Raw genomic sequence first — 20,860 nt, forward strand, 5'->3', positions numbered from 1 at the left:
TGAGTTCTAATTGATACAAAGAAAAACAGAGGAAAAACGTTAATAAACGCTATTATTTTGAATAGAGAGAAGCGTAATAGAATCAAAGCAAAGGACTGCCTCGTAAGCTAATTGTTCAGGATTAACTTAGCGAGGCACAAGATTTTCGTAGCCAACCAAATTTATTATGAATCATAAGGCTTAACAATATCCGGTGTTTTATTTTGTGGTATTGGCCTCATTATCTGCGTTTTTTTATCAAAAAAATCCGAACATTCAATTGAATTGTTCGGATTTTAATCATGTAAAATCTAGATTAATTACGCTTTTGCAGCGTGTTTATCTAAATATTCTAAAACAAGTTTACGATCAGCGGCATTTAAACCTGCACGAGGGAACATACTTTGTGTGATACCCTCCCACTGTGCACGAGTATGTGCTGATGGATTAGGTGCGGCGTGACACATAGTACAACTCGCATAGAAAATTTCTTGGCCACGACTGATCTTCGGTGCTTTTTTACCTGAATTTGCTTTATGAAGTAATGCAATACGACCATCAATATTCAAATCAACCATTGGCAAAACAGAACCATCATTAGGCCCAGTTGGTTGTTCGATCATTGGTGGTTCATAGGCTTTGTTTGGTGAACATGGATCTGTACATTTTTTATAGTATGCCAAACAAGTATTTGCACTTGTGCCTTGACTAAGTCCACCACAAGATTGATCCGATGTAATAATATTAATTTGACCACTATTACAACGACCAAATTTATCAAGTTGCATCCATGCGCCTTCATGGAGACAAGCAACACCGCGACGAACTTCTTTTGATAATTTAGCACCACACAATAATGCGCCACGTTCATTATGTAATTCAACAAGATCGCCATCAACAATACCTTGAGCATGCGCATCTTGATCATTAATCAACAAATACTGACGTCCATCAACACATTCATAACTATTAGTATCTGCGTTTGCCATTTGTGAGTGTAAACGCATCCAAGGGTGTGGACTCAAAATATGCAATTGCCCTTCTTTAGCATTACCTAAAAATTCAAATGGCTGCATATATGTAGGCACTGGTGGGCAATCATCGAGCTTCATTTTAGCGATAGATTCACTGTACAGTTCGATTTTACCTGATGGCGTATGTAAAGGATGTTTTTCTGGATCATCATAAAATGCACCATGACGTTGCCAGTAATCGGCTTTTTCTGGGGTTGGCATTACAGTCACACCATCTTTCCAGAATTCATCAAACGGTTTAATTTTAGCAGCAGTTGATGACTCATAAGCTGTTTTCAGCAACGTCATCATATCTTTACCCGTAGTATATTTTTCTTCTACGTGGAAAATCTTCGCTAAACGACGGAAAATTTCAAAGTCATCTAAGCTTTCACCGTAAGGTTCAATAACTTGCTGCATAGCATACACTTTGTTATTGCTATACGTACCACCAGAAGTAATATCAACCCGTTCTAATGCACTAGTCGCTGGTAGAACAATATCTGCAAATCGTGCTGACGCACACCACCATGTATCTTGACAAACATAAGTCTCAACTTTGTCATTCATTGCTTTAATTAAAGCATTAAGGTTTTGTTGGTGTGAAAACAAGTTATTACCTGAATTATATACCATTGATATATCAGGGAATTTTAATGTTTGTCCATTGTAAGTAAATGACTTACCAGGATTACGTAACATTTCAGATTGAAGAACAACTGGACAACCTGCTGAGACAGGGTTAAAGCCTTGACCTAATGTCACAGGTAATGATGCACCTGATTGTGGCATACCGCCGTTACCATAGTGCCAACTAAAACCAAAGCCTTCGCCTGGTTTACCAATTTTACCAGCCATTGCTGCAAAGTTGATAATTGCCCAGTGAATCATTTCACCATGGTCTGCACGTTGAACGGCCCAACCTGCGGCAATTTGGGTTTTTTTAGATTTAAATAATACCGCTAGCTTTTTAATTTCATCAGCAGGAATACCAGTGATTTTAGCAGCCCACTCAGGTGTTTTAGCTACGCCATCTTGTTTACCTAATAAATAATCAAGATATTGCTCATAGCCGACCGTATATTTTTTCAAGTATTCAAGATCAGCTAATTTTTGATCTTGTAAATGGAAGGCCATCGCATTAAATAATGCAGTGTCTGTACCTGGAATAATTGACACCCATTCACTGTCTAAATTATGATCAGTTGTAGTGCGCTTAGGGTTAATTGAAATAAACTTAATCCCTTTTTGCTTCCACTTCAGCCAATGGCTTTGCATTTGATGATCAGCAACACGGAATTCAACGCGGTTTGTTTTCCAAGGATCACTTCCTACTAATACAAATACTTCAGTATTTTCTTCAATAACAGGCCACGCGGTTTGAGGTGAATATACTTCCATATCACCAACAATGTGCGGCAAAATAACCGTTGAAGCACCTGCAGAATAGTCACCAATAGTGGTACTACAACCACCAATTAAATTAAAGAAACGACCTTGAACAACAGGTGGGCGTAATAAGCCTGTATTTGACCAACCATCATAAGATGAGTCAAAAATACCTTGGTTACCTTTATTTTCAATTGTATGCAAAATAGCACTTGCAGTTAGTTGTAGTGCAGTATCCCAACTTACTCTAACAAAGGGTTCCTTACCGCGTAATTCAGGTTTAGTGTCACCACCTAAATTTTCTAAATATGATTTACGTACCATTGGGTATTGAATACGCGTTTTATTATAAGTTCGGCTTAATAAGCCTTCTAATAACATTTCAGTTGGCAGTGGATCAATTTCTTTACGTGGTTGAATACCGACTAATTTACCGTCTTTTACTACACCATAGAAAGGGCCCCAATGGCTTGCACTCGGAATTAAAAGAGTATCATCAGCAAATGCAAAATTAGCGGGGAATAATGTTAAACCATTTGCTGCAATAGCCGTAGCGATAGCAGATTTAAGAAAGTCACGACGAGAAATAGGCATAAATATCTCCAATTGCCATTTATAGTCTAAGCGGCTTGAAAATAATGATATCAAACGCATTGTACTCAACACTTATTAGTGACAACTATTTACTTCTCGTCAATAATACTTATTAATAATGCATAATCTATCAAATATTTTAAATAGCTTTAATTTTTTTATTTATAATATAATTCTTAGTAATATTACGCTTTATTTGAATTTTAAATAAATAATAAAATAACAAACAGTGATTTTATAAATGACTTTATAATCAATACAATATTTGATATCGATTATGATTTGAATATAAATAGCAGGAATAAAAAAATCCTACGATATTTACCGTAGGATTTATAAAACAATAGATATAAATAATTCTTATATTTACTTACATAACTTACCTATCGAGCACCAACTGGTAATGATTTCTCATGTAAGAACTCACCAATCCCTGTATCTGGTGGCATTGAATCTGCACCCGCTCCCCACAGTTTATTTGGCGTATCACCCATTGTGAATACCAAATCACCACCGTATATAATTTCATCATGAGTTAAGTAAGTACGGTTAAACGCTTTACCATTAAAGGTCGCATTTTGAATAAAGATATTGTCACGGCTAACGTTCTTCGCTGTAACATTAAACGACTGCCCATTACCAACATCAATTGAAGCAGTTTCAAACATTGGCGTGCCAATCTCATAGATACTACCTGCATTTACTGGGTAGAAACCAAGAGCACGGAATACAAACCATGAAGAAAGCGTACCAAAGTCATCATTACCACAAATACCATCAGCGGTATTGTCGTAGCAAACATTAGTCGATGCTGCAATCGCTGCTTGAGTCTTCCATGGCTGACCTACGTAGTTATATAAATAAGGGACATGAAGATCAGGTTCGTTACCTTGAACATGCTGACCAACATTACCAGTATTAAACACTGGGAATTGGTTATCACCGGCATTACGATCTGGGTATGTTGACCAATATTCATCTAAGCGTGCAGCAAAGAGTGCACCATCTTTAGCGTCTGGGTTAGATTTAAGATCAACTTGGGTCATCAGATCTTTTAGACCGTGCATATCGTGTTGCACACTAAAGAAGTATTGCCAACCATTTGACTCTGAGAACGCCCAGTTAAACATATCAGGACGCCAGTTTTTACCTGTATTTCCACCAGTGACAGGATCAGTCCAGTTCTTATCAATAAATTGACCATTATAATCACGGGCTTTAAACCAACCTTTCCACGGTGTATTAGGCTCACCACCAAAATCGAACTGGGCTTGCCAGTTATTTGAACGGTCAGCAAATTCCGTGTAACGCGGATCCTCTTCATTAAACACTAAGGCAATTGATTTAGCGATCATCCAATCATTCATTGAATATTCAAGTGAGTATGAAGCTGTCCATGAGTCTTTAAACGGTGAGTGCTTACCATACGCATCAGCCTCGACATCATGTAGCTGTGCTGGCACCCAACCATTTTTTTCATACTCACTGATCCACGAAACTGCTGAGCCACTACGTGCATCGGTTACCATCGCATTGATCAAACGCGCTTTAATATCATCTTGCTCGGTTTGACTAAAGCCAAGCTCAGTCATACGCGCATCGAGAATACCTTTTTCCAGTACATCATAAATAACCGGGGTTGAGTGCATCCCCATCATCATGCCGGTTTCGTTACCTTTAAATGTCCATTCAGGTAGACGACCTTTACGTGGTTGACTTGCATTACCTTCGGCATCCAAAGGTGTAAATTCTTCTTCTGCATACGACAACATCGATAACACCACATCAGCTAATGCATTTGGTGTCAAAATAGAAGCAAGTGGCTGCACATTACGGTATGTATCCCATAATGAGAAAGTATCATAACGAGTAAAGTCGGCTTTACCATCGTTGTTAGCATCAGCTAAACGAATATCATCCACTAAAGGTGCTTCTTGACCCCACGATGGGCGACCATTTGGATAAGCATTACGCCCTTGGAAAGCACGGTAATATTTACCATCAAGATCTGAGTGAGTGGTTTGACCTAAGAATGCATGGTACATCGCAGTATAGAAAGTTTGCTTATAGGCTTCATCGCCTTCAACTTTAACTTTACCTAATAACGCTTCCCACTCCTTGGTAGCATCTAAACGTACTTGATCAAAGTTTTTATTTGCCACTTCAGTCAAATTCAAGAATGCACCACTTAATGGCGCTTTATTAGTGCCATCGTTACCAATCGCGGTGCTTGATAGGGCTAACTTTGCTTCAACGGTTAACCCTTGTTTTTCGGTATCAAATTCAACATAAGCGCGCGCATATTGATATTTACCAAACACATCACGATCATTAACAGCATCATAGGTTTGAGAGCCATTAATTGAGCCTATTTCAGTAAAATCAGCTGGCGCATTAACGTATTGTTTGGTCTCTTTGTCATAATAAGCAAAACGGACATTTTTAATCGGCTGATCAAACTCCATCACAAAATATTCTTTTTGAGATGCAGCCCAACCATCAGATAAACGATGACCAATCAAACGGTTATTTTCTTTATCCCAACGAATAAACGAGTCTGAAGTATAATCCCAGTTAAGTTTAAAACCAGTGTTAACAATAATTTCTGACTGTTGATCACGCGGGAACGTATAACGATGGACACCAACACGATCGGAAGCAGTTAGCTCAGCAGTAATATCATAATCAAGTAAATCAACTTTATAATAACCCGCCGTTGCTTGCTCATCTTTATGTTTAAAATGCGAAGCTTCTAAGTTAAGCGTGGCGGAGCCTTCGTTGATCATAAAATTAGAACGCGAGTTAATCGGCATCACTAAAATATCATTCAAGTCTCCCGCACCAGCACCGGATAAATGCGTATGAGAGAAACCACTGGTACGCGCATCATGGTAATAATAACCAGAAATATATTCCCAACCATTAGAGCCGTTGTTTGGTGACAATTGCACCATACCATTTGGCGTCGTAGCACCTGGGTAAGTATTACCTAAATTACCAGTACCAATAAAAGGGTTAACATAACGGGTAACATCCATACCAGACAAATCAACTGGAATATGTACGCCCATATCAATAACCGGCTTTTCAGTACTTGGTTTATCATCACAATCGCCATCGCCAGTTGGTGGACAAACAGGCTTATCACCTTCATCAACCGGCGGTAACGTATCACCACCATTAGGGTGAGTAACGGTAATATTATTGGTTTCTTCATCACAGCCCGTTAAGCCAAATGTGGCGCTAATAACGGCTATTGCAAGTAGGGTACGTTTGAATTTCATTTCAAATCCTTTTGTTATCGATTTAATTGATGTTCACAGTCAGAGTTATCATTCATGACCACGAACATAATTTGATCGTTATTCTTAAATGATATTCTGTATCGTTATTGACGAGCATTATTAAAAATAAATATCGATGGAGATATAGGATTAATTACGCATTCACTGCATATTTGTAGCTGTTATAAATAGCTGGAACGAAGCTCCCACTGCTATATGGAAATATTTTGGCTCAATATCACAATTTATAATTATTAAATTAGCGATCACTATAAAGTTGAGTATTTAATTAAATAACAATAATGATAGTTTAATTATTAATATTAAGCTGCGTGATGTCACATAAAAAACCATTAGATAGCATAGTGCTATTAAAATGATATTTATCCAGTTTATATTTTTAAAAATTAAGTAATAATTCACGCATAATTTATATCTATGAAATATTATCATTCTTTATTAAACAATGATCTTTAGCAGTATGCTGTCCCCCGCTCATACTGCCTTTTTCTTTCGACGTAACGACAACTTCTCTGCCATTTACTAGCCATACTCTAAATACTACAGATAATCATCATTTCATCCTCTCTACATAACACTCACGGTATTTATGTGTTATTCCCCTTAAACAACCAACGCACAAAAATGCTAATTATTCTGTAAATATCACTCTATAAAGCAATGAGATCCCTATCACGGTTGGTTATTACGGTTACAAATGTCCTATAAAAGCGTCGTTTCTCTTCTATCCTGCACTCTATTAACTGCTTATATTTATGTCATTACTTAAGCATTCGATTATTTAACAGCAGGAGAAACACATGAGAGTTGTCGCGATCACCGCATGTCCAACAGGAATTGCACATACCTACATGGCAGCCGACAAGCTCACTGAGACAGCGAAAAAACTCGGGATCACAATTAAAGTCGAAACCCAAGGAGCAATGGGAGTAGAAAATCGCCTAACTGAGCAAGATGTTGAGCGTGCTGATATTGTTATCCTCGCGGCCGATATTAATGTCGAGCAAAGTGACCGTTTTACAAAACATCGCTGTCTAGAAGTTTCTATTCAAGATGCATTACAGCATCCACGACGCATATTTTCTCAATGTCAGCAACTGTTGTTAGCTCACCAATAATATTAAATAAATTTAAGGCATCGTATTTATGACTCACCAATTTTCGTTTCAATGTGTATTACCTAATGGTATTCATGCGCGTCCAGCGAACCATTTAGAACAACAGTGCCGCCAATTTGAGTGTCAAATTACACTCACCAATCACCGCACCAATAATTCAGGTGATGCAAAAAGTGTTTTAGCCTTAGTGGGTACCGATACGCTATTAAATGATAACTGCACAATAAGTTTTGAAGGTGCAGACAGTGAACAAGCATGTCAGACACTTCAGACTTACATTGAGCAACAATTTCCCCATTGTGATGAAGCATTAGAGACCTTAGCTGATGATAGCGACATCGTGTTACCGCAATCATTGTTACGCCACCAGCCACATTTGATCACAGGTAAACGTCTTGCTCCTGGCATTGGTTGTGGTGTTTTAGTTGCGATGAGCCAAGTCGATCCACAGCAGTTTGCAACAGCAGTACACGATGACAATGAAGCACAACGTTTTGAGCAAGCACTCGCGCAAGTTAGTACTCACTTAAATCACATCATTGCGACGGGATCGCACCACGAGCAGGAAATCACCAGCGCCCATTTAGCGATTATTAATGACTCAAGCTTTATTAATGGCGTAACAACACTGCTAGCAACCCATTCGACGGCGAATGCTATCTTGGCTATGATGGAAAAATTGTGTCATCAACTTGACCAGTCAGCAAGCAGTTACTTACGTGAACGCGCACTGGATATCAAAGATGTATCGATCCAATTATTAACCGCAGCTTACCCAACAGTACTTGATGAGCAAGCAGAGTTTTCACTCCAACAACCAAGTATTGTGATCGCCAACGATTTAACCCCAAGTCAATTTTTAGGGCTTGATAAAGCGTTATTACAAGGTTTGGTATTAACCCATGCAGGCAGCACTTCACACACCGTGATTTTGGCGCGTGCGTTTAATATTCCAACCTTATCTGGTATTGAAATTAAAGACTGTGCGGCAGCATTAAATCATCATGTTTATGTTGATGCTCAGTTAGGTGTACTGGCTATCGAGCCTAGCAATGAAGTTAGTGGTTACTTCGATCGTGCTATTACATTGGCGAATACGATTAAACAGCAGCAAAGTTTGTATGCTCACCAGCAAGCAACCACAGCTGATGGTCACACGATTGAAGTTGCCGCCAATATTGCTTGTTCAGTCGAAGCGGATAATGCGTTTGCACAAGGAGCTGAAGGGATTGGCTTATTCCGCACTGAAATGCTGTTTATGGATCGCCACCGAGCACCCGATGAAGAAGAGCAATTTAATCATTACCGTGAAGTATTAGCCGCAGCCAATGGTAAGCCGGTCATCATTCGTACCATGGACATTGGTGGTGATAAGCCGATTGATTACCTTGCCCTACCCCATGAAAATAACCCGTTCTTAGGTTACCGTGCAGTGCGTATTTACCCGCAGTTCTTAGCACTGTTCCATACTCAATTAACGGCTATTTTACGTGCCTCAGTGCATGGCAAAGCAAAAATCATGATTCCAATGATTCAAAGCATTGAAGAAATTCGTTGGGTTAAGCAACAACTAGAACGCGTTAAACAGCAATTAACAGCCAAAAACATCGCTTTTGATGCTGATATTCAACTCGGTATCATGGTTGAAATTCCATCGGTGGCGTTTATTGTCGATTTATTCTGTAAGGAAGTGGATTTCTTTAGTATCGGATCCAACGATATGACCCAATATTTATTAGCGGTTGATCGTGATAACGCCAGTGTATCAAAACTGTATAACAGCTTAGCGCCTGCTTTCTTACGCTTATTAAAGCAAGTGGTTACGACTGCGCATGCCCATGGTAAATGGGTTGGTTTATGCGGCGAGCTTGGTGCAGACAGTAAAGTATTACCATTACTTGTTGGCGCTGGCCTTGACGAAATCAGTATGAGCGCACCCAAAATTGCGGCGACCAAAGCACAGCTGACCGAAATTAATTTTTCAGATAGCCAAACCTTATTTGCACAAGCATGTGAGTGCGCCACCATTGAAGAAGTCGAGGCATTACTTGAACAACGTCATGCTCAAGCCCAAGTTAAACCAATATTAGTTAAACAATGTGTATTTAAAGGCGCTGACTTTGCAAACAAAGAACAAGTGATCCAAGCATTAGTGGGTAACTTAGGTATTCAAGGCCGTACAGATGAAGTGTATAAGCTTGAGGAAGATATTTGGGCACGTGAAGCCGTATTCTCTACCGGTTTAGGGCATGGCTTTGCAATTCCACATACAAAGTCTGACCATATTCGTCATTCAAGCATCAGTATTGCTCACCTTGATAAACCGATTGATTGGATGTCAGATTCTGGTGAGGTTGATTTTGTTATCATGCTAACCCTAAATAAAGACCAAGGCGATCAGCACATGCGTATTTTTGCAGGTCTTGCCCGCAAACTTATTCATGAAAGTTTCCGTGATAGCTTACGCCAAGCGGAATCACCAGAAGCAATTATTGCCATTATCACCGAGCAAATTGGTTTATAATTCCAACGTAAGCTTATCAATATAAAGCTCCTTTCTTGAGGAGCTTTAGTATTTTAAACTACCGCCAAATAATCCATTCCTATTCCCTCTTCCGCTTACTCTCTAAAAATGACCCAGATCTCATTTAAGCATAGAGAGCGTTTATTGGTTATTTCATAGCAGCTTTTAGCTAGTTCATTCATTCAAAATCATCAATTATTATTCTCAATAAATAGTTAGCATTTCCCTTAATTACTCCCGCCGCTTACAGATAAGGAAAGAGTAATGCAAACAGGTTATTGGGCAATTGATGCTTTTATTATCGCCAATATCATCCTCTGGATCACTGTTGCTGGTGTTTTTATCTATCAACAATATTCCGATGGTGGATCATTGGTAAACCAATCAAATAGTACACATTCAAGGAGTCGAAAATGAACCCTAAAACGCTTGGATATACCACAATGATTGTTTCTGCCACTCTGATGGGCTGTGTTGGCTTATTTTCTCGTAATATTAATACCAGTGGTGATGTTATTGCTTTTACACGGATGATCGTTGGTGCCATCTGTATTTTTGCCATTATGCTCTACCAAGGTAAAGCGCAACAACTCAAAAGCATAAAACTCACCCCCGCGGTGATAACCAGTGGGGTCTGTTTAGGTTTATGTTTAGCCGCTTATGTCTCTGCAACCCAATATACAACGTTAGCTAATGCGGTATTTTTAATTTATACAGGTCCTGTTTTCTCTACTATTTTAGCGGCTATTTTCTTAAAGGAAAAAATATCAGCCCTTACCGCATCAATGTTAACCGCGGTATTTATTGGCTGTTTATTTATTATCGGCATTATTAGTTATAACCCTCAAACAGGACTAACGTTGTCGCTGTCGTTTTCTAAACAAAATATGGTCGGTGATATTCTGGGATTAATGTCCGGTATCGGCTATGGCTTGTATTTATTCTTTAGTCGTTACCGTACCGATATTGGTTCAGACTCGCGTTCATTATTTAACTTTTCATTTGGTGCGATAGCCATTGCAATTTGCTTTGTCATTAATCCACCATCATTAGCGGCAATGGATGGCACCTCATGGCTATGGTTACTGTCAATGGGGTTCTTTATTGGTTTTGGCGCATTATCACTATTAACCATTGCTGCTAAACATTTAAAAGCCGCTGAATTAGCTTGTATTTCTTATTTAGAGACGGTTGTTGGGGCTGGGCTGGGAATTTTAGTCTTTAGTGAATCATTAACCGTTCTACAAGCCATTGGTGGCGTATTAGTTATTGGGGGGGGGATGGGAGAGATCGTGATTAATATTATCAAGAAAAGAACATTGTCTCATAAACCGCTACCACAATCATAAGGTGATATTATGAATACCTCACTCAACTGGATCTTATTATTAGTGACCGTATCGATTATGGTCGGTTTAGCCCTTTACAGTAATAAAGTGATGCACAGTAGCAAGGGTGAGGGTGGTTTTTTATTGGCCGCTAATTGTTTAGGACCTTTTGTTGGTGCCTCGACTATTGTTGCAACAGCATTTTCCGGCTGGGGATTTATGGGATCCCCAGGGGTTGCGTATAAATATGGTGCAATTGAATTATTAGGTAATTTTTTCTTTGCCCCTGCCATGATTTTAGCGGTACTTTTTTGTGCGCGATTTCTGCATCAAAAAGCTCAAACCATGGGAACATTGACGATTGCAGAATATATTGCAGCCAGTCATGATGGTCCACAAAGTGTCAAACGAATAACTCAAGCTTTCTGCGCCATTATCACCATTGTACTATTACTTATTTTTCTTGTCGGTCAAATTAAGGCATTAGGGCTATTAGCGGGACAATGGCTCGGTATCAGTCAAACAACCGCGTCATTAATTATGGTAGCGATTATTATTCTCTATACCTCAATTGGTGGTCTTGCTGCGGTTGCTTTTACTGATACGTTTATGGTGCTTGGCATGTGTTTATCGGCCATTATTATTATGGTGACCATTTTTACTGATCTGCCGCCCTCTGTGTTAATAGAACAACTTAATGCTATCGATAAAAACTTGTTAGATCCGCAAGATTCTGGTCCTTATGGTACTAGTCGCTGGCATGTATTAATGGTGCTGCCCTATGCCTTTATTTACAGCGCAACTCTGCCTTATATGTCGATACGATTTATGGCTTTTGCAAATACCACTAAATTACACCATGTTGCAGCTTATATGACGCCGATGGCATGTTTATTAAGTCTAGTACCTATTGTTGGCTGCTATATTCGCGTCAAAGTACCAACGTTAACGACACCTGACGATGCTATGCCTGTCTTTCTTACCCAATTTCTATCTCCTTCGTTATCTGCAGTAGTGACGCTGTTTATTTTATTTGCTATGAAATCAACAGCTAACTCAGTATTACATGCGATCTCAGGGGCTGTTTCTCATGATCTACGGCAAGCACTGTGGCCACAGTCATCACTGACAGCAAAGCAGTTATTATTCCTTAATCGTAGTGCAGTATTTGGACTTGGAGGACTAGGATTTATCATTATGCTATTTGCTCCTCCCTTTATGCTTTCTATGTTGGCTATTTTAGGCTCAGGAACATTAATGGCGGCATTAGTTGCACCAACATTATTAGCGCATTGGCTGCCGAGTAATATCTACGCGGCCCTAAGTGCATTAGTGATTGGCTTTTTTAGTGGCTGCTTACTGTTTGTTGAGTTTCATTTAGGTTGGGTTGAAGCACCGCTGTATGCGTCATTCTTGGCTTGCTGTAGTTATGCGCTGGTAGCAAAATGTAGCCAGTATCAATTTATTGCTAACTCTTTACGTTAACGATATTCAATAACAAGAGAATAATATTACGGCTATTCTCTTGTTACTCTTCATACAACCACACGACTTTGCCACTGATGAAATTGTTTTTGTAACTGTCCTTGTATCGATTGTGAATTATCAATATTTTCCCGTAACGACAGATAATTAGCGCGATAATACCGAGGCGTTACATGCAATAACGTTTTAAACTTTTCATTAAAATTTGATAATGACGAAAATCCTACTTCAGCGCCAATATGCGCTATCGTCCAATCGGTTGAGACTAAATATCTTGCTGCTTGTTTCACTCGTTGCTCAATTAAATATTGGCGAAACGTTACCCCTAAATGAGTATGAAAAAAACGTGAAAACGTACTTTCAGCCATATGCAATTGCTGCGCTACAATCGTTACTGTCAGCGGTTCAGCAAGGTTTGTCGCAATGTACTGCAACACTATATCAACCCGATTTTCGGTTCTTTTCGTCATAGAGAAAGCAAGCTGGTGGGTATCGAGGCATTGTTGCGATGGTGTTTTTGTTAATTGATCCAATAACGTTAATATATTGAGGAGTTGCTTAAAATCAAATGAGTTTTCTATACTATCCATAATTTCAAATACAGGCTCTAACCCTCCACTATCAAATAATAATCCTTGTTTTGCATTATCCAACATGTTTTTTATATTGGTAAATTGAATACTATCAATAAATGTTTGCCCCAATGCATTTAAACGAAAATGCAGTGCATCTCCCACGTTAGCTGTGTTATTAATAGTTTCCACACTAATCTTAAAAGGGTTAAAAGGTGCTAATAATACTAATTGCCCAACAACTAAGGGAATTTGAGTTGATGACAAGTGTAATATGCAGCCATTTTGTTTAGGCCTAATCAATATATAATCAGCCCCAAAAATAAAATTTTCATTCTCAATCAATGGCTGTAAATCAAACATCAAAAATTTAGGCGTATTTGCTATTATCTTTTGATACATAATAAGCTCTCCTTTACTTAGCTTATTATTACAACTTTATGCTATAGAGCCAGATGCTTTAATTAAAAGTGAGCCGTTATTCACTGACCGATAGATTCTTTTTTAAAATATGTGATATTCCATCGAGCTTTTTAAGTAATAACTGAAATAAGTATATTAATAGTGCCATAAAAATCGGTATTACTGATTGTTCTTTATTACTTATATTTAACCGTCGTAACAACCACTATAAATACTACTCTCAGCATATAATCGACATTAATCGGCAGAACTTCGCTATAAAATGAAATTTAAAGGCGCATTATAAAGTTATTGAAGAGCACAACACATGACCTTCAACAGCGAGAGGCAGCGACATAACACATTGTTAAATAACAATAATAAATATCTGTTATAGAGCGTTCAATAAGCAATGTGCCAATAAACACTGTTTCAATACAACTATTCGTTCTCATGGAGAATTTGCAATGAGTATTTCTAACGATTTTTATCCAAATGCTTCTTTACCGCTTGAGCGTAAAGAATCAGGTGTGCCTTATGTTAGACCTGGATTACATGTTGAGTCTTATAACGATTTTGATCCTCTTCGTCATGTTATTGTTGGTATTGCTGATAACCAACATATTCCAGAAGCTTGTCCTGCGAGTAATGAAAAGATCCCTGCAGATTCACCAATGCGTGGTAGTAAAGCTGGCCGTCGTACTCAAGAGTCGATTGATCGTGCTAATGAATGTTTAAATGGCTTTGCACAGATCCTTGAAAATCGTGGCATCATTGTTGATCGTCCCGGAGCTGTTGATTGGCATGATCGAATTAATACGCCAGATTTTTCAATCAGTTCAGGCTTTGGTTGCATGCCTCCTCGTGATTGCCTGCTCACCATGGGTAAAAGTATTTTAATGGCACCAATGAGCTTTAGAAGCCGTTATTTTGAATATTTGGCATACACAGATCTTCTACGTGAATATTTTGAATCCGATCAACAATGCATGATCGAACAAGCCCCACGCCCACGTTTATCTGACGATAGTTTCCGCATGGATTATGTGGCTGCTTATGAATACTTATCTGACGAAGAAACAATGGCGCGTTCATTAAATAAAGAATACAGCACCAAAGAAACAGATATTTTATTTGATGCCGCAGATGTTATGCGTTTAGGTAAAGATATCTTTGTTCAGCATGGTCTAACCACAAACTTAGCTGGTATTCACTGGATCAAACGTAAGTATGAACCTATGGGATACCGTATTCATACCCTAAGTTTTGCAGATAACCATCCAATTCATATTGATGCAACATTCTGTCCTTTACGTCCAGGATTAATGTTACTGAATCCACATCGACCATTATTTGCTGGCCAACGTGAAATTTTTGAAAAAAATGATTGGCAGATTGTTGAAGCGGTTAAACCTGCGTGGGAGAACCCTCCTCCACTATGTTATTCAAGCACATGGTTATCAATGAATACTTTAATCATTGACCATAAAACGGTGTGTGTTGAAGCCAGTGAAAAAGCTCAAATGGAGCAATTTGATAAACTCGGCTTTAATGTTATTCCAGTTGATTTACGTGATGCTTATGCGTTTGGTGGTGGTCTACACTGTGCGACTGCTGATGTATGGCGTGAAGGTAAATGTGAAGATTATTTCCCGAATCAATTTAGTGGATCACATAATATTTCACATTGGGAATATTAAATAAGTAATGCTCCAATGGTAGCCTCTTAATTTTTATATTAAGAGGCTTTTCTATTTTTATTAGAGATTAATATAGAACCTAAATAAAAATATATTTATAGTGTTCCACCTAACGAAAGATAAAATGAACTCTTCCCTGTCGATGTTTGACCATAACTTAAATAAACAGGACCTAAAATAGAATCTACCGCAACATATACACTACCAGCAGTAATTGCACTGTTCCAACTCATAGACGAAGTACGATCCCAGACTCCTCCTTTCTCAAGAGAACCACCCACATACACCGGTAATTTAATTGCCCCAAAATTATTATCAATAACACGATAACGATAAACTAAGCTCGTTAAAGCACTATAACGTCCATTTAATTCATAACGATGATAGCCCGATAAATTAAATAATCCACCAAGATCTTGCGCATAAATAGGTAATAAATTATCGGCATCTGAACCTGCCGTTTTTATAGAAGCAACAATGGTATGTTTATCATATGTAAACGGTTTTATTGCCAAAAGATTATAATATATAGTATCTCCTGATTCTGATTCACCGATATCAGGTCGACGTAAAGTATTACTATAACCAATTTTACTTTTAAAATAAGAACCATCAGATGGAAAGAAAAAACTATCTAAATCATCATAGGTAAAATCTAAATATGGTCCATATAAATCATAATTTTCTTTACGATCAAGTGCTGATACCGTAATACTTCCAGTTTGTCCTTTATAACCCAAAGTTAATGCTGCCCATGGTTTAATATTCCACCCCATTTCAGCATAAGCATTAGTTTGATTATATTTAGCATCAATATTTTTTAATACTTCACTTGAATTATAATAAGTGAAATTATCAAATCGACGAATTTCATTACTGGTTTCAGCACCAAATGCCGTAAAGAAATGCTGTTGGTAATCAATAGGGAAATAAAACTCAGTAGTAATATTTTTCCAACTACCTAATTTCCACTCTAATAACCATTCACCACCTTTCTCTGTAAGATCGGTATAAATATATTGTGCGCCAAAAGAAAAATCGGACCGGCTTTCAAAATCATCCTCAAAAGCAAGGGTGAAATTTAAATATCCCGGTCCCCATGACTTTTCATTAATATCCATAACAAGTATATTTTTATTATTCTTTTGTTTTATTGAATAATTAATTCTGCCATAGATATCTTCACTTTGAAGACGTTTTACAGCCTGCTCTAATTCATCATTAGAGATCACTTTTCCTGTTTTTAATTCTAATTGAGCTAACAATGTTTTATCAGGTAAATTAGTGTTATTGATAATCTTAATATCATCAATAAAATAAGAATCATGCGCTGATAGCTGCAAGCGTCTACTATTTTTTTGTTTATTATATTGGGCATATGCTTGAGGTGAGAGCTGATAACGTAATAACCGAGGTAGTGACGCCAGTGCTATTTTTCGTCCCGCCTGATACGCTAACTCAAGCTTATCAAAGTCAGCAGCCGTCATAAAAGAAACATTGGGTTGTAAGTAAATATCACTCGGCTTCATTAAGCTTTTTTGATAATCAGCACTGGCATTAGTCATAAATGTCGTTAACTGCGACACGATATTTAATGCACTGTCTAAATCTTTTTTAGGCATTAAACTATCACGCAAATCTACTGCAATAATAACATTAGCGCCAAGTTGCTTAGCAATATCAACGGGCATATTATTAACGACGCCACCATCAACAAGTAACTTATTATCTAAGTGGACGGGTTTTAGTGCGCCAGGGACAGTCATTGATGCCTGCATTGCTGTTGCTAAATGGCCAGAATCAATCACAACGGGAGTCACTTTTGTAATGTCAGTTGCAACACTACGATAAGGGATAGCCAACCGATCAAAAGTTTTTAATGCTGGTAAATTATCGGTAAGTTGCCGTAAAAGTACGGCTAATCCTTGTCCCTGAAAAGCGCCAGGACGAGATTTAAATTCACCATTAATATCTAAACCTAAATCTGTATGTAATTGATAAGTATCATTTTGATTTTTTCTTCGTAACGATAAATCATTACGACTGGCACGATCAATATAACCCGTATTCCAATTAATATTAAAAGTACGCTGTTTTACTTCTTGTGCTGACAGCCCCATGGCATACATGCCACCAACGTAAGCCCCCATGCTTGTACCAGTGACAATATCAACAGGAATACGGTTTTCTTCTAAAACTTCAAGCACACCAATATGAGCCGCGCCTTTAGCACCACCACCACTGAGAACTAAACCAATTTTGGGGCGATCAATAACGGGACGATCTGCTTTAGCGGCATAGACATTAGCAGCAGGTGTACTAATAATAATACAAAATAAAACGCTGCTAAAATTCTTATAACTAAACAACATCGTCTAACTCCGCGAGCAATAAATACTTAATGTTACGTAATACTCATCAAGTTATTACGTATTAACCTCTTATAACGGTATTAAAACAAAAAGAGCATCGATAATCTATTCTGCTCTCTCTTCCGTGTTAAATTCCTTTAGCAACATCATCTAAGGCGGTTAATACTTGGTCGGTTATATGTCCCTCATGCACTAATTTACAGACTTTTCGACGTACTGCTAAACCTGAAATTAAACGCTCAATAGATAAATGGCGTTCATCTTGACGACTGTTATATAACTCTACTGTTTTACTCAGCGTTTCATAGCTAACCCGCTCACCAGCCACATGAAGCCAATCAAGCTTTTCTAAATAGCCCTGACACTCTTCAGTAATCGTTGTGGCAGGATGACCAGTCATTGCTGATAATGCGGTAATACTTCGTTGTAGGGCTTCTGAAGAGGTATATTTGGATAATACGATAGTGAGTTCATCAGCGTTTATTTCAACAAGATGCTTACGTAGTTTAATACGACGTCCTAAACGACCTCTAGGACGAGGTTCTTTGCGCTGAATAGGTTCAAATTCACCATCAATAATCGCTGATAATTGATCCAATGCTTGTTTCGGCATGATCTCATTACGTAATGGATTTGGCATTGTTGGAGCCATATTACGTTTGCCTTCGTTCGTCGTTTTTGCACGAGAATAACGAATAACTTCTTCAGCATCTGATTTAATATCAATTCGATAATCAGTATAACGTTTATCAATATCATCGGCTGAAATCGTTAAATGATAGCCCCATAAATTAACCGCAAACATGGTATCTGTGACTTTACCTTCAGCCAATTTCTTTAATTCACGAATAATATCAGACGAGAAACGACGCCATTCAATATTCCTAGCAAGCTTTTGATTTAACTCACTTAAAAGCATCGAATCAACAACGCGGCGTGACATGCGACTTCTAAAAAAGGTGTATAGCTGAAACACTAAAGTATGTTGACGTAGGATCTCTGGCGGGAATAAAAAGAAATAATCACGAGTAAGTAATTCATCAAAAAATGAAGGTTCCCACACTAAAATATATAAGTTAGGTTTGATGCGAATTTCGCCATCATCCCCTTCTTGAGGAGCTTCTTCAGATGCGGTGATCGTACGAGCAATAAACCTAAATCGATCACTTTTAAAACCTTCAGGCATGTTTTCACTAAGCCAACGGCCAGTTAATTCATGCAATTGAAAATCTGTAAATTCAATACGATCAATACTTTCACGAATAGAATCACGCGCAGGACCGCTGTCTTTTTTACCACGTAATGCCAAAATATCCGTTATATAAACCGGTGTTTTATTTGCCATTGAGCGTAATTGAATTTCATAATCCGCAAGGTGATGATCATGATACTGTACTGTCAGCGTAAACAATGCAAATAGCGTCATAAGATCATCAACAGTCATGATCGACTTTGATGATCGTGTCTCAATGATCGCCTTAGTACCGCTGATTGCAACCATTGCTTTTTGATAGCTTTTTTTAGTTCGTGGTGGCGCTAAAGCCTGATCAATAATACCAGCCCAACTTGTTGGCGATACTACAATTTGATCAGCTTCATCTGGCATTGAAGGTGGCGTACCAAGACCATATTCTGTCAGTAAGCGACGATTAACATGATTTTGAGCTAATGCTTTAGAACGTTTTTGTTTTTCTCGTTGCCTAAATTGGTCTGAAAGTAAACTACCTGTACCAAGTTGAGAAATCAGCAATGCCGGATTAATAAAGTGATGCAACATGGTTTTACCAGCAAGACCTTCTTCAAATCGCACTGGTTGTTGATTAAATAAGCCAACACTTACAGCTGCTCGTAAGCGTTGTTGAATAGCCGCTCGAGTTAATTGTCCTTCGGTGGCTTCAATAAGCTCTGTGGTTGAAACCATACCATCTTGGCTTGATAGTCCACGTAATGAAATAATATTCAATAACTCAATAATACTTTTAGTCACGCCTTTAAAATGTTGATACTGAGGTAACCAATCAACCAAATTTATCGGGATCATAAATAAATGACCATCTTTGTGTGATCTTGGCGCCTCGATCAATATTTTATCAATCGGATTTTTTTTCGTATTTCGAGCGGAATTCATTTGTCATTAGCCGTAGAAGCATCATCTTTCCGTAGAGATTAATAGAAAAAGATCAATAAAGAAAGTTTTTTATTTAAAGATTTTAAAATTGATCTTTATGATTAAAACTGATCTTATTGATAATATGATCTAATGATCAGGTAAAAAAAATAGACGTAATTATCTGTTTATTAAAGAAATAATTTTTACTGTTGGTGGAACGATGATCATAGTAAACCCAGAAACATGATCATATAAAGCTTGAAAGCATGATCATCATAACGCTGGAACGATGATCATTGTTAAGCTGAAAACATGATCATAATAAAATGGAAAGCATGATCATCGCTGATTATCATCTTTTCCACAAAGTTATCCACAATCAAAATGAAAGTGTTGCTATTTATCTGTGTTAATCATGGTTTTTGATGCTGTTGACGGCTTTTTTTATAGGAAAGATGATCATGTTGATGTGTTTTCAAGTTTAATTAGAGAATTTGCTTTTGTTATCAGCTTTGAAGATTGTTATTTTAAGTTGAATTGACACTTAATTGAAATGATATTCAACGTAAATTGATAGGGATTGGCATATATTTAGCGTTGGATTAATGATCATCAGGTATTTAGTGTATTTCAATTTTGCTGATTAAGAAAATTAGGCTGTTATTTATGGTCTTTTGAATTATCGCTATAGCGTTACAGCCCTTATTCAATCAGCGATCTCCGTACTTTATCTACTATTTTATATGCTTCCGTATCGTTCACTCTATGATGGTTATCATCTTACTTTTACTTGATCATTTTTCCGCTATGAATAGCGCTTAAAAACCCAGTTTACAGCGCTATTTTAGCGATTATTAAAGCTTGATCATCGTTTCATATTTTGTCTTTTTTGATGGGAACAATGATCAAGTAAAAATGAACTTTTAACTGTTCGTTATATATTATTTCAGCTTGTTTTTAATTATATTG

11 protein-coding genes are annotated in these 20,860 nt (G+C 37.7%); 6 read left to right on the top strand and 5 right to left on the bottom strand.

Annotated elements, in window-relative coordinates:
- Positions 1-299 precede the first annotated feature (299 nt).
- Positions 300-2,975 (bottom strand): molybdopterin-dependent oxidoreductase, encoded by a 2,676-nt coding sequence (locus OC457_RS17485; protein ID WP_080176369.1) that lies wholly within the window; start codon positions 2,973-2,975, stop codon positions 300-302.
- Between the two features lie 383 nt (positions 2,976-3,358).
- Entirely contained in the window at positions 3,359-6,259 is a 2,901-nt protein-coding gene (locus tag OC457_RS17490) for a GH92 family glycosyl hydrolase (RefSeq protein ID WP_080176368.1), read from the bottom strand.
- 821 nt (positions 6,260-7,080) lie between these two features.
- Between OC457_RS17490 and OC457_RS17495 the strand changes: the two genes are divergently transcribed.
- The 5 genes from OC457_RS17495 (at position 7,081) to OC457_RS17515 (ending at position 12,735) form a co-directional block, all read left to right on the top strand.
- Positions 7,081-7,398 carry a PTS fructose transporter subunit IIB gene (locus tag OC457_RS17495; RefSeq protein ID WP_080176367.1) on the top strand — a complete coding sequence of 106 codons (318 nt, stop codon included), beginning with the start codon at positions 7,081-7,083 and terminating at the stop codon, positions 7,396-7,398.
- A gap of 28 nt (positions 7,399-7,426) precedes the next feature.
- On the top strand, positions 7,427-9,922 hold the full coding sequence (gene ptsP, locus OC457_RS17500; protein ID WP_080176366.1) for a phosphoenolpyruvate--protein phosphotransferase: 2,496 nt from the start codon (positions 7,427-7,429) through the stop codon (positions 9,920-9,922).
- A gap of 264 nt (positions 9,923-10,186) precedes the next feature.
- Positions 10,187-10,339, top strand: a complete 153-nt coding sequence (locus OC457_RS17505) for a hypothetical protein (RefSeq protein ID WP_159447889.1) — start codon at positions 10,187-10,189, stop codon at positions 10,337-10,339.
- Positions 10,336-11,271 (top strand): DMT family transporter, encoded by a 936-nt coding sequence (locus OC457_RS17510; protein ID WP_080176365.1) that lies wholly within the window; start codon positions 10,336-10,338, stop codon positions 11,269-11,271. Before OC457_RS17505 ends, OC457_RS17510 begins: the two co-directional genes overlap by 4 nt.
- Positions 11,272-11,280: 9 nt before the next feature.
- Positions 11,281-12,735: a sodium:solute symporter family protein gene (locus OC457_RS17515; protein ID WP_080176364.1), complete on the top strand. Its 1,455-nt coding sequence runs from the start codon at positions 11,281-11,283 to the stop codon at positions 12,733-12,735.
- 50 nt (positions 12,736-12,785) lie between these two features.
- Here OC457_RS17515 and OC457_RS17520 read toward each other — a convergent pair whose 3' ends face one another.
- The gene (locus tag OC457_RS17520) at positions 12,786-13,709 is read right to left on the bottom strand and encodes a helix-turn-helix transcriptional regulator (RefSeq protein ID WP_080176363.1); all 924 of its coding nucleotides are present in this window, start codon (positions 13,707-13,709) and stop codon (positions 12,786-12,788) included.
- 467 nt (positions 13,710-14,176) lie between these two features.
- Here OC457_RS17520 and OC457_RS17525 point away from each other — a divergent pair, with 467 nt between their 5' ends.
- Entirely contained in the window at positions 14,177-15,409 is a 1,233-nt protein-coding gene (locus OC457_RS17525; protein WP_080176362.1) for a serine/threonine protein kinase, read from the top strand.
- Positions 15,410-15,504: 95 nt separating this feature from the next.
- On the opposite strand, the gene OC457_RS17530 is transcribed toward OC457_RS17525, so the two are convergent.
- Positions 15,505-17,781, bottom strand: coding sequence for a patatin-like phospholipase family protein (locus tag OC457_RS17530; protein WP_080176361.1), 2,277 nt, complete (start codon positions 17,779-17,781; stop codon positions 15,505-15,507).
- A gap of 127 nt (positions 17,782-17,908) precedes the next feature.
- Entirely contained in the window at positions 17,909-19,909 is a 2,001-nt protein-coding gene (locus OC457_RS17535) for a replication initiator protein RctB domain-containing protein (protein ID WP_080176360.1), read from the bottom strand.
- Between the last annotated feature and the right edge of the window lie 951 nt (positions 19,910-20,860).

The sequence above is a fragment of the Photobacterium toruni genome, assembly GCF_024529955.1.
Lineage (GTDB): Bacteria > Pseudomonadota > Gammaproteobacteria > Enterobacterales > Vibrionaceae > Photobacterium > Photobacterium toruni.

Bases quoted from the DNA above. Each gene is read 5' to 3' on its own strand.
- OC457_RS17485 (WP_080176369.1), bottom strand. From the start codon at position 2,975: ATGCCTATTTCTCGTCGTGACTTTCTTAAATCTGCTATCGCTACGGCT.
- OC457_RS17490 (WP_080176368.1), bottom strand. From the start codon at position 6,259: ATGAAATTCAAACGTACCCTACTTGCAATAGCCGTTATTAGCGCCACA.
- OC457_RS17495 (WP_080176367.1), top strand. From the start codon at position 7,081: ATGAGAGTTGTCGCGATCACCGCATGTCCAACAGGAATTGCACATACC.
- ptsP (WP_080176366.1), top strand. From the start codon at position 7,427: ATGACTCACCAATTTTCGTTTCAATGTGTATTACCTAATGGTATTCAT.
- OC457_RS17505 (WP_159447889.1), top strand. From the start codon at position 10,187: ATGCAAACAGGTTATTGGGCAATTGATGCTTTTATTATCGCCAATATC.
- OC457_RS17510 (WP_080176365.1), top strand. From the start codon at position 10,336: ATGAACCCTAAAACGCTTGGATATACCACAATGATTGTTTCTGCCACT.
- OC457_RS17515 (WP_080176364.1), top strand. From the start codon at position 11,281: ATGAATACCTCACTCAACTGGATCTTATTATTAGTGACCGTATCGATT.
- OC457_RS17520 (WP_080176363.1), bottom strand. From the start codon at position 13,709: ATGTATCAAAAGATAATAGCAAATACGCCTAAATTTTTGATGTTTGAT.
- OC457_RS17525 (WP_080176362.1), top strand. From the start codon at position 14,177: ATGAGTATTTCTAACGATTTTTATCCAAATGCTTCTTTACCGCTTGAG.
- OC457_RS17530 (WP_080176361.1), bottom strand. From the start codon at position 17,781: ATGTTGTTTAGTTATAAGAATTTTAGCAGCGTTTTATTTTGTATTATT.
- OC457_RS17535 (WP_080176360.1), bottom strand. From the start codon at position 19,909: ATGAATTCCGCTCGAAATACGAAAAAAAATCCGATTGATAAAATATTG.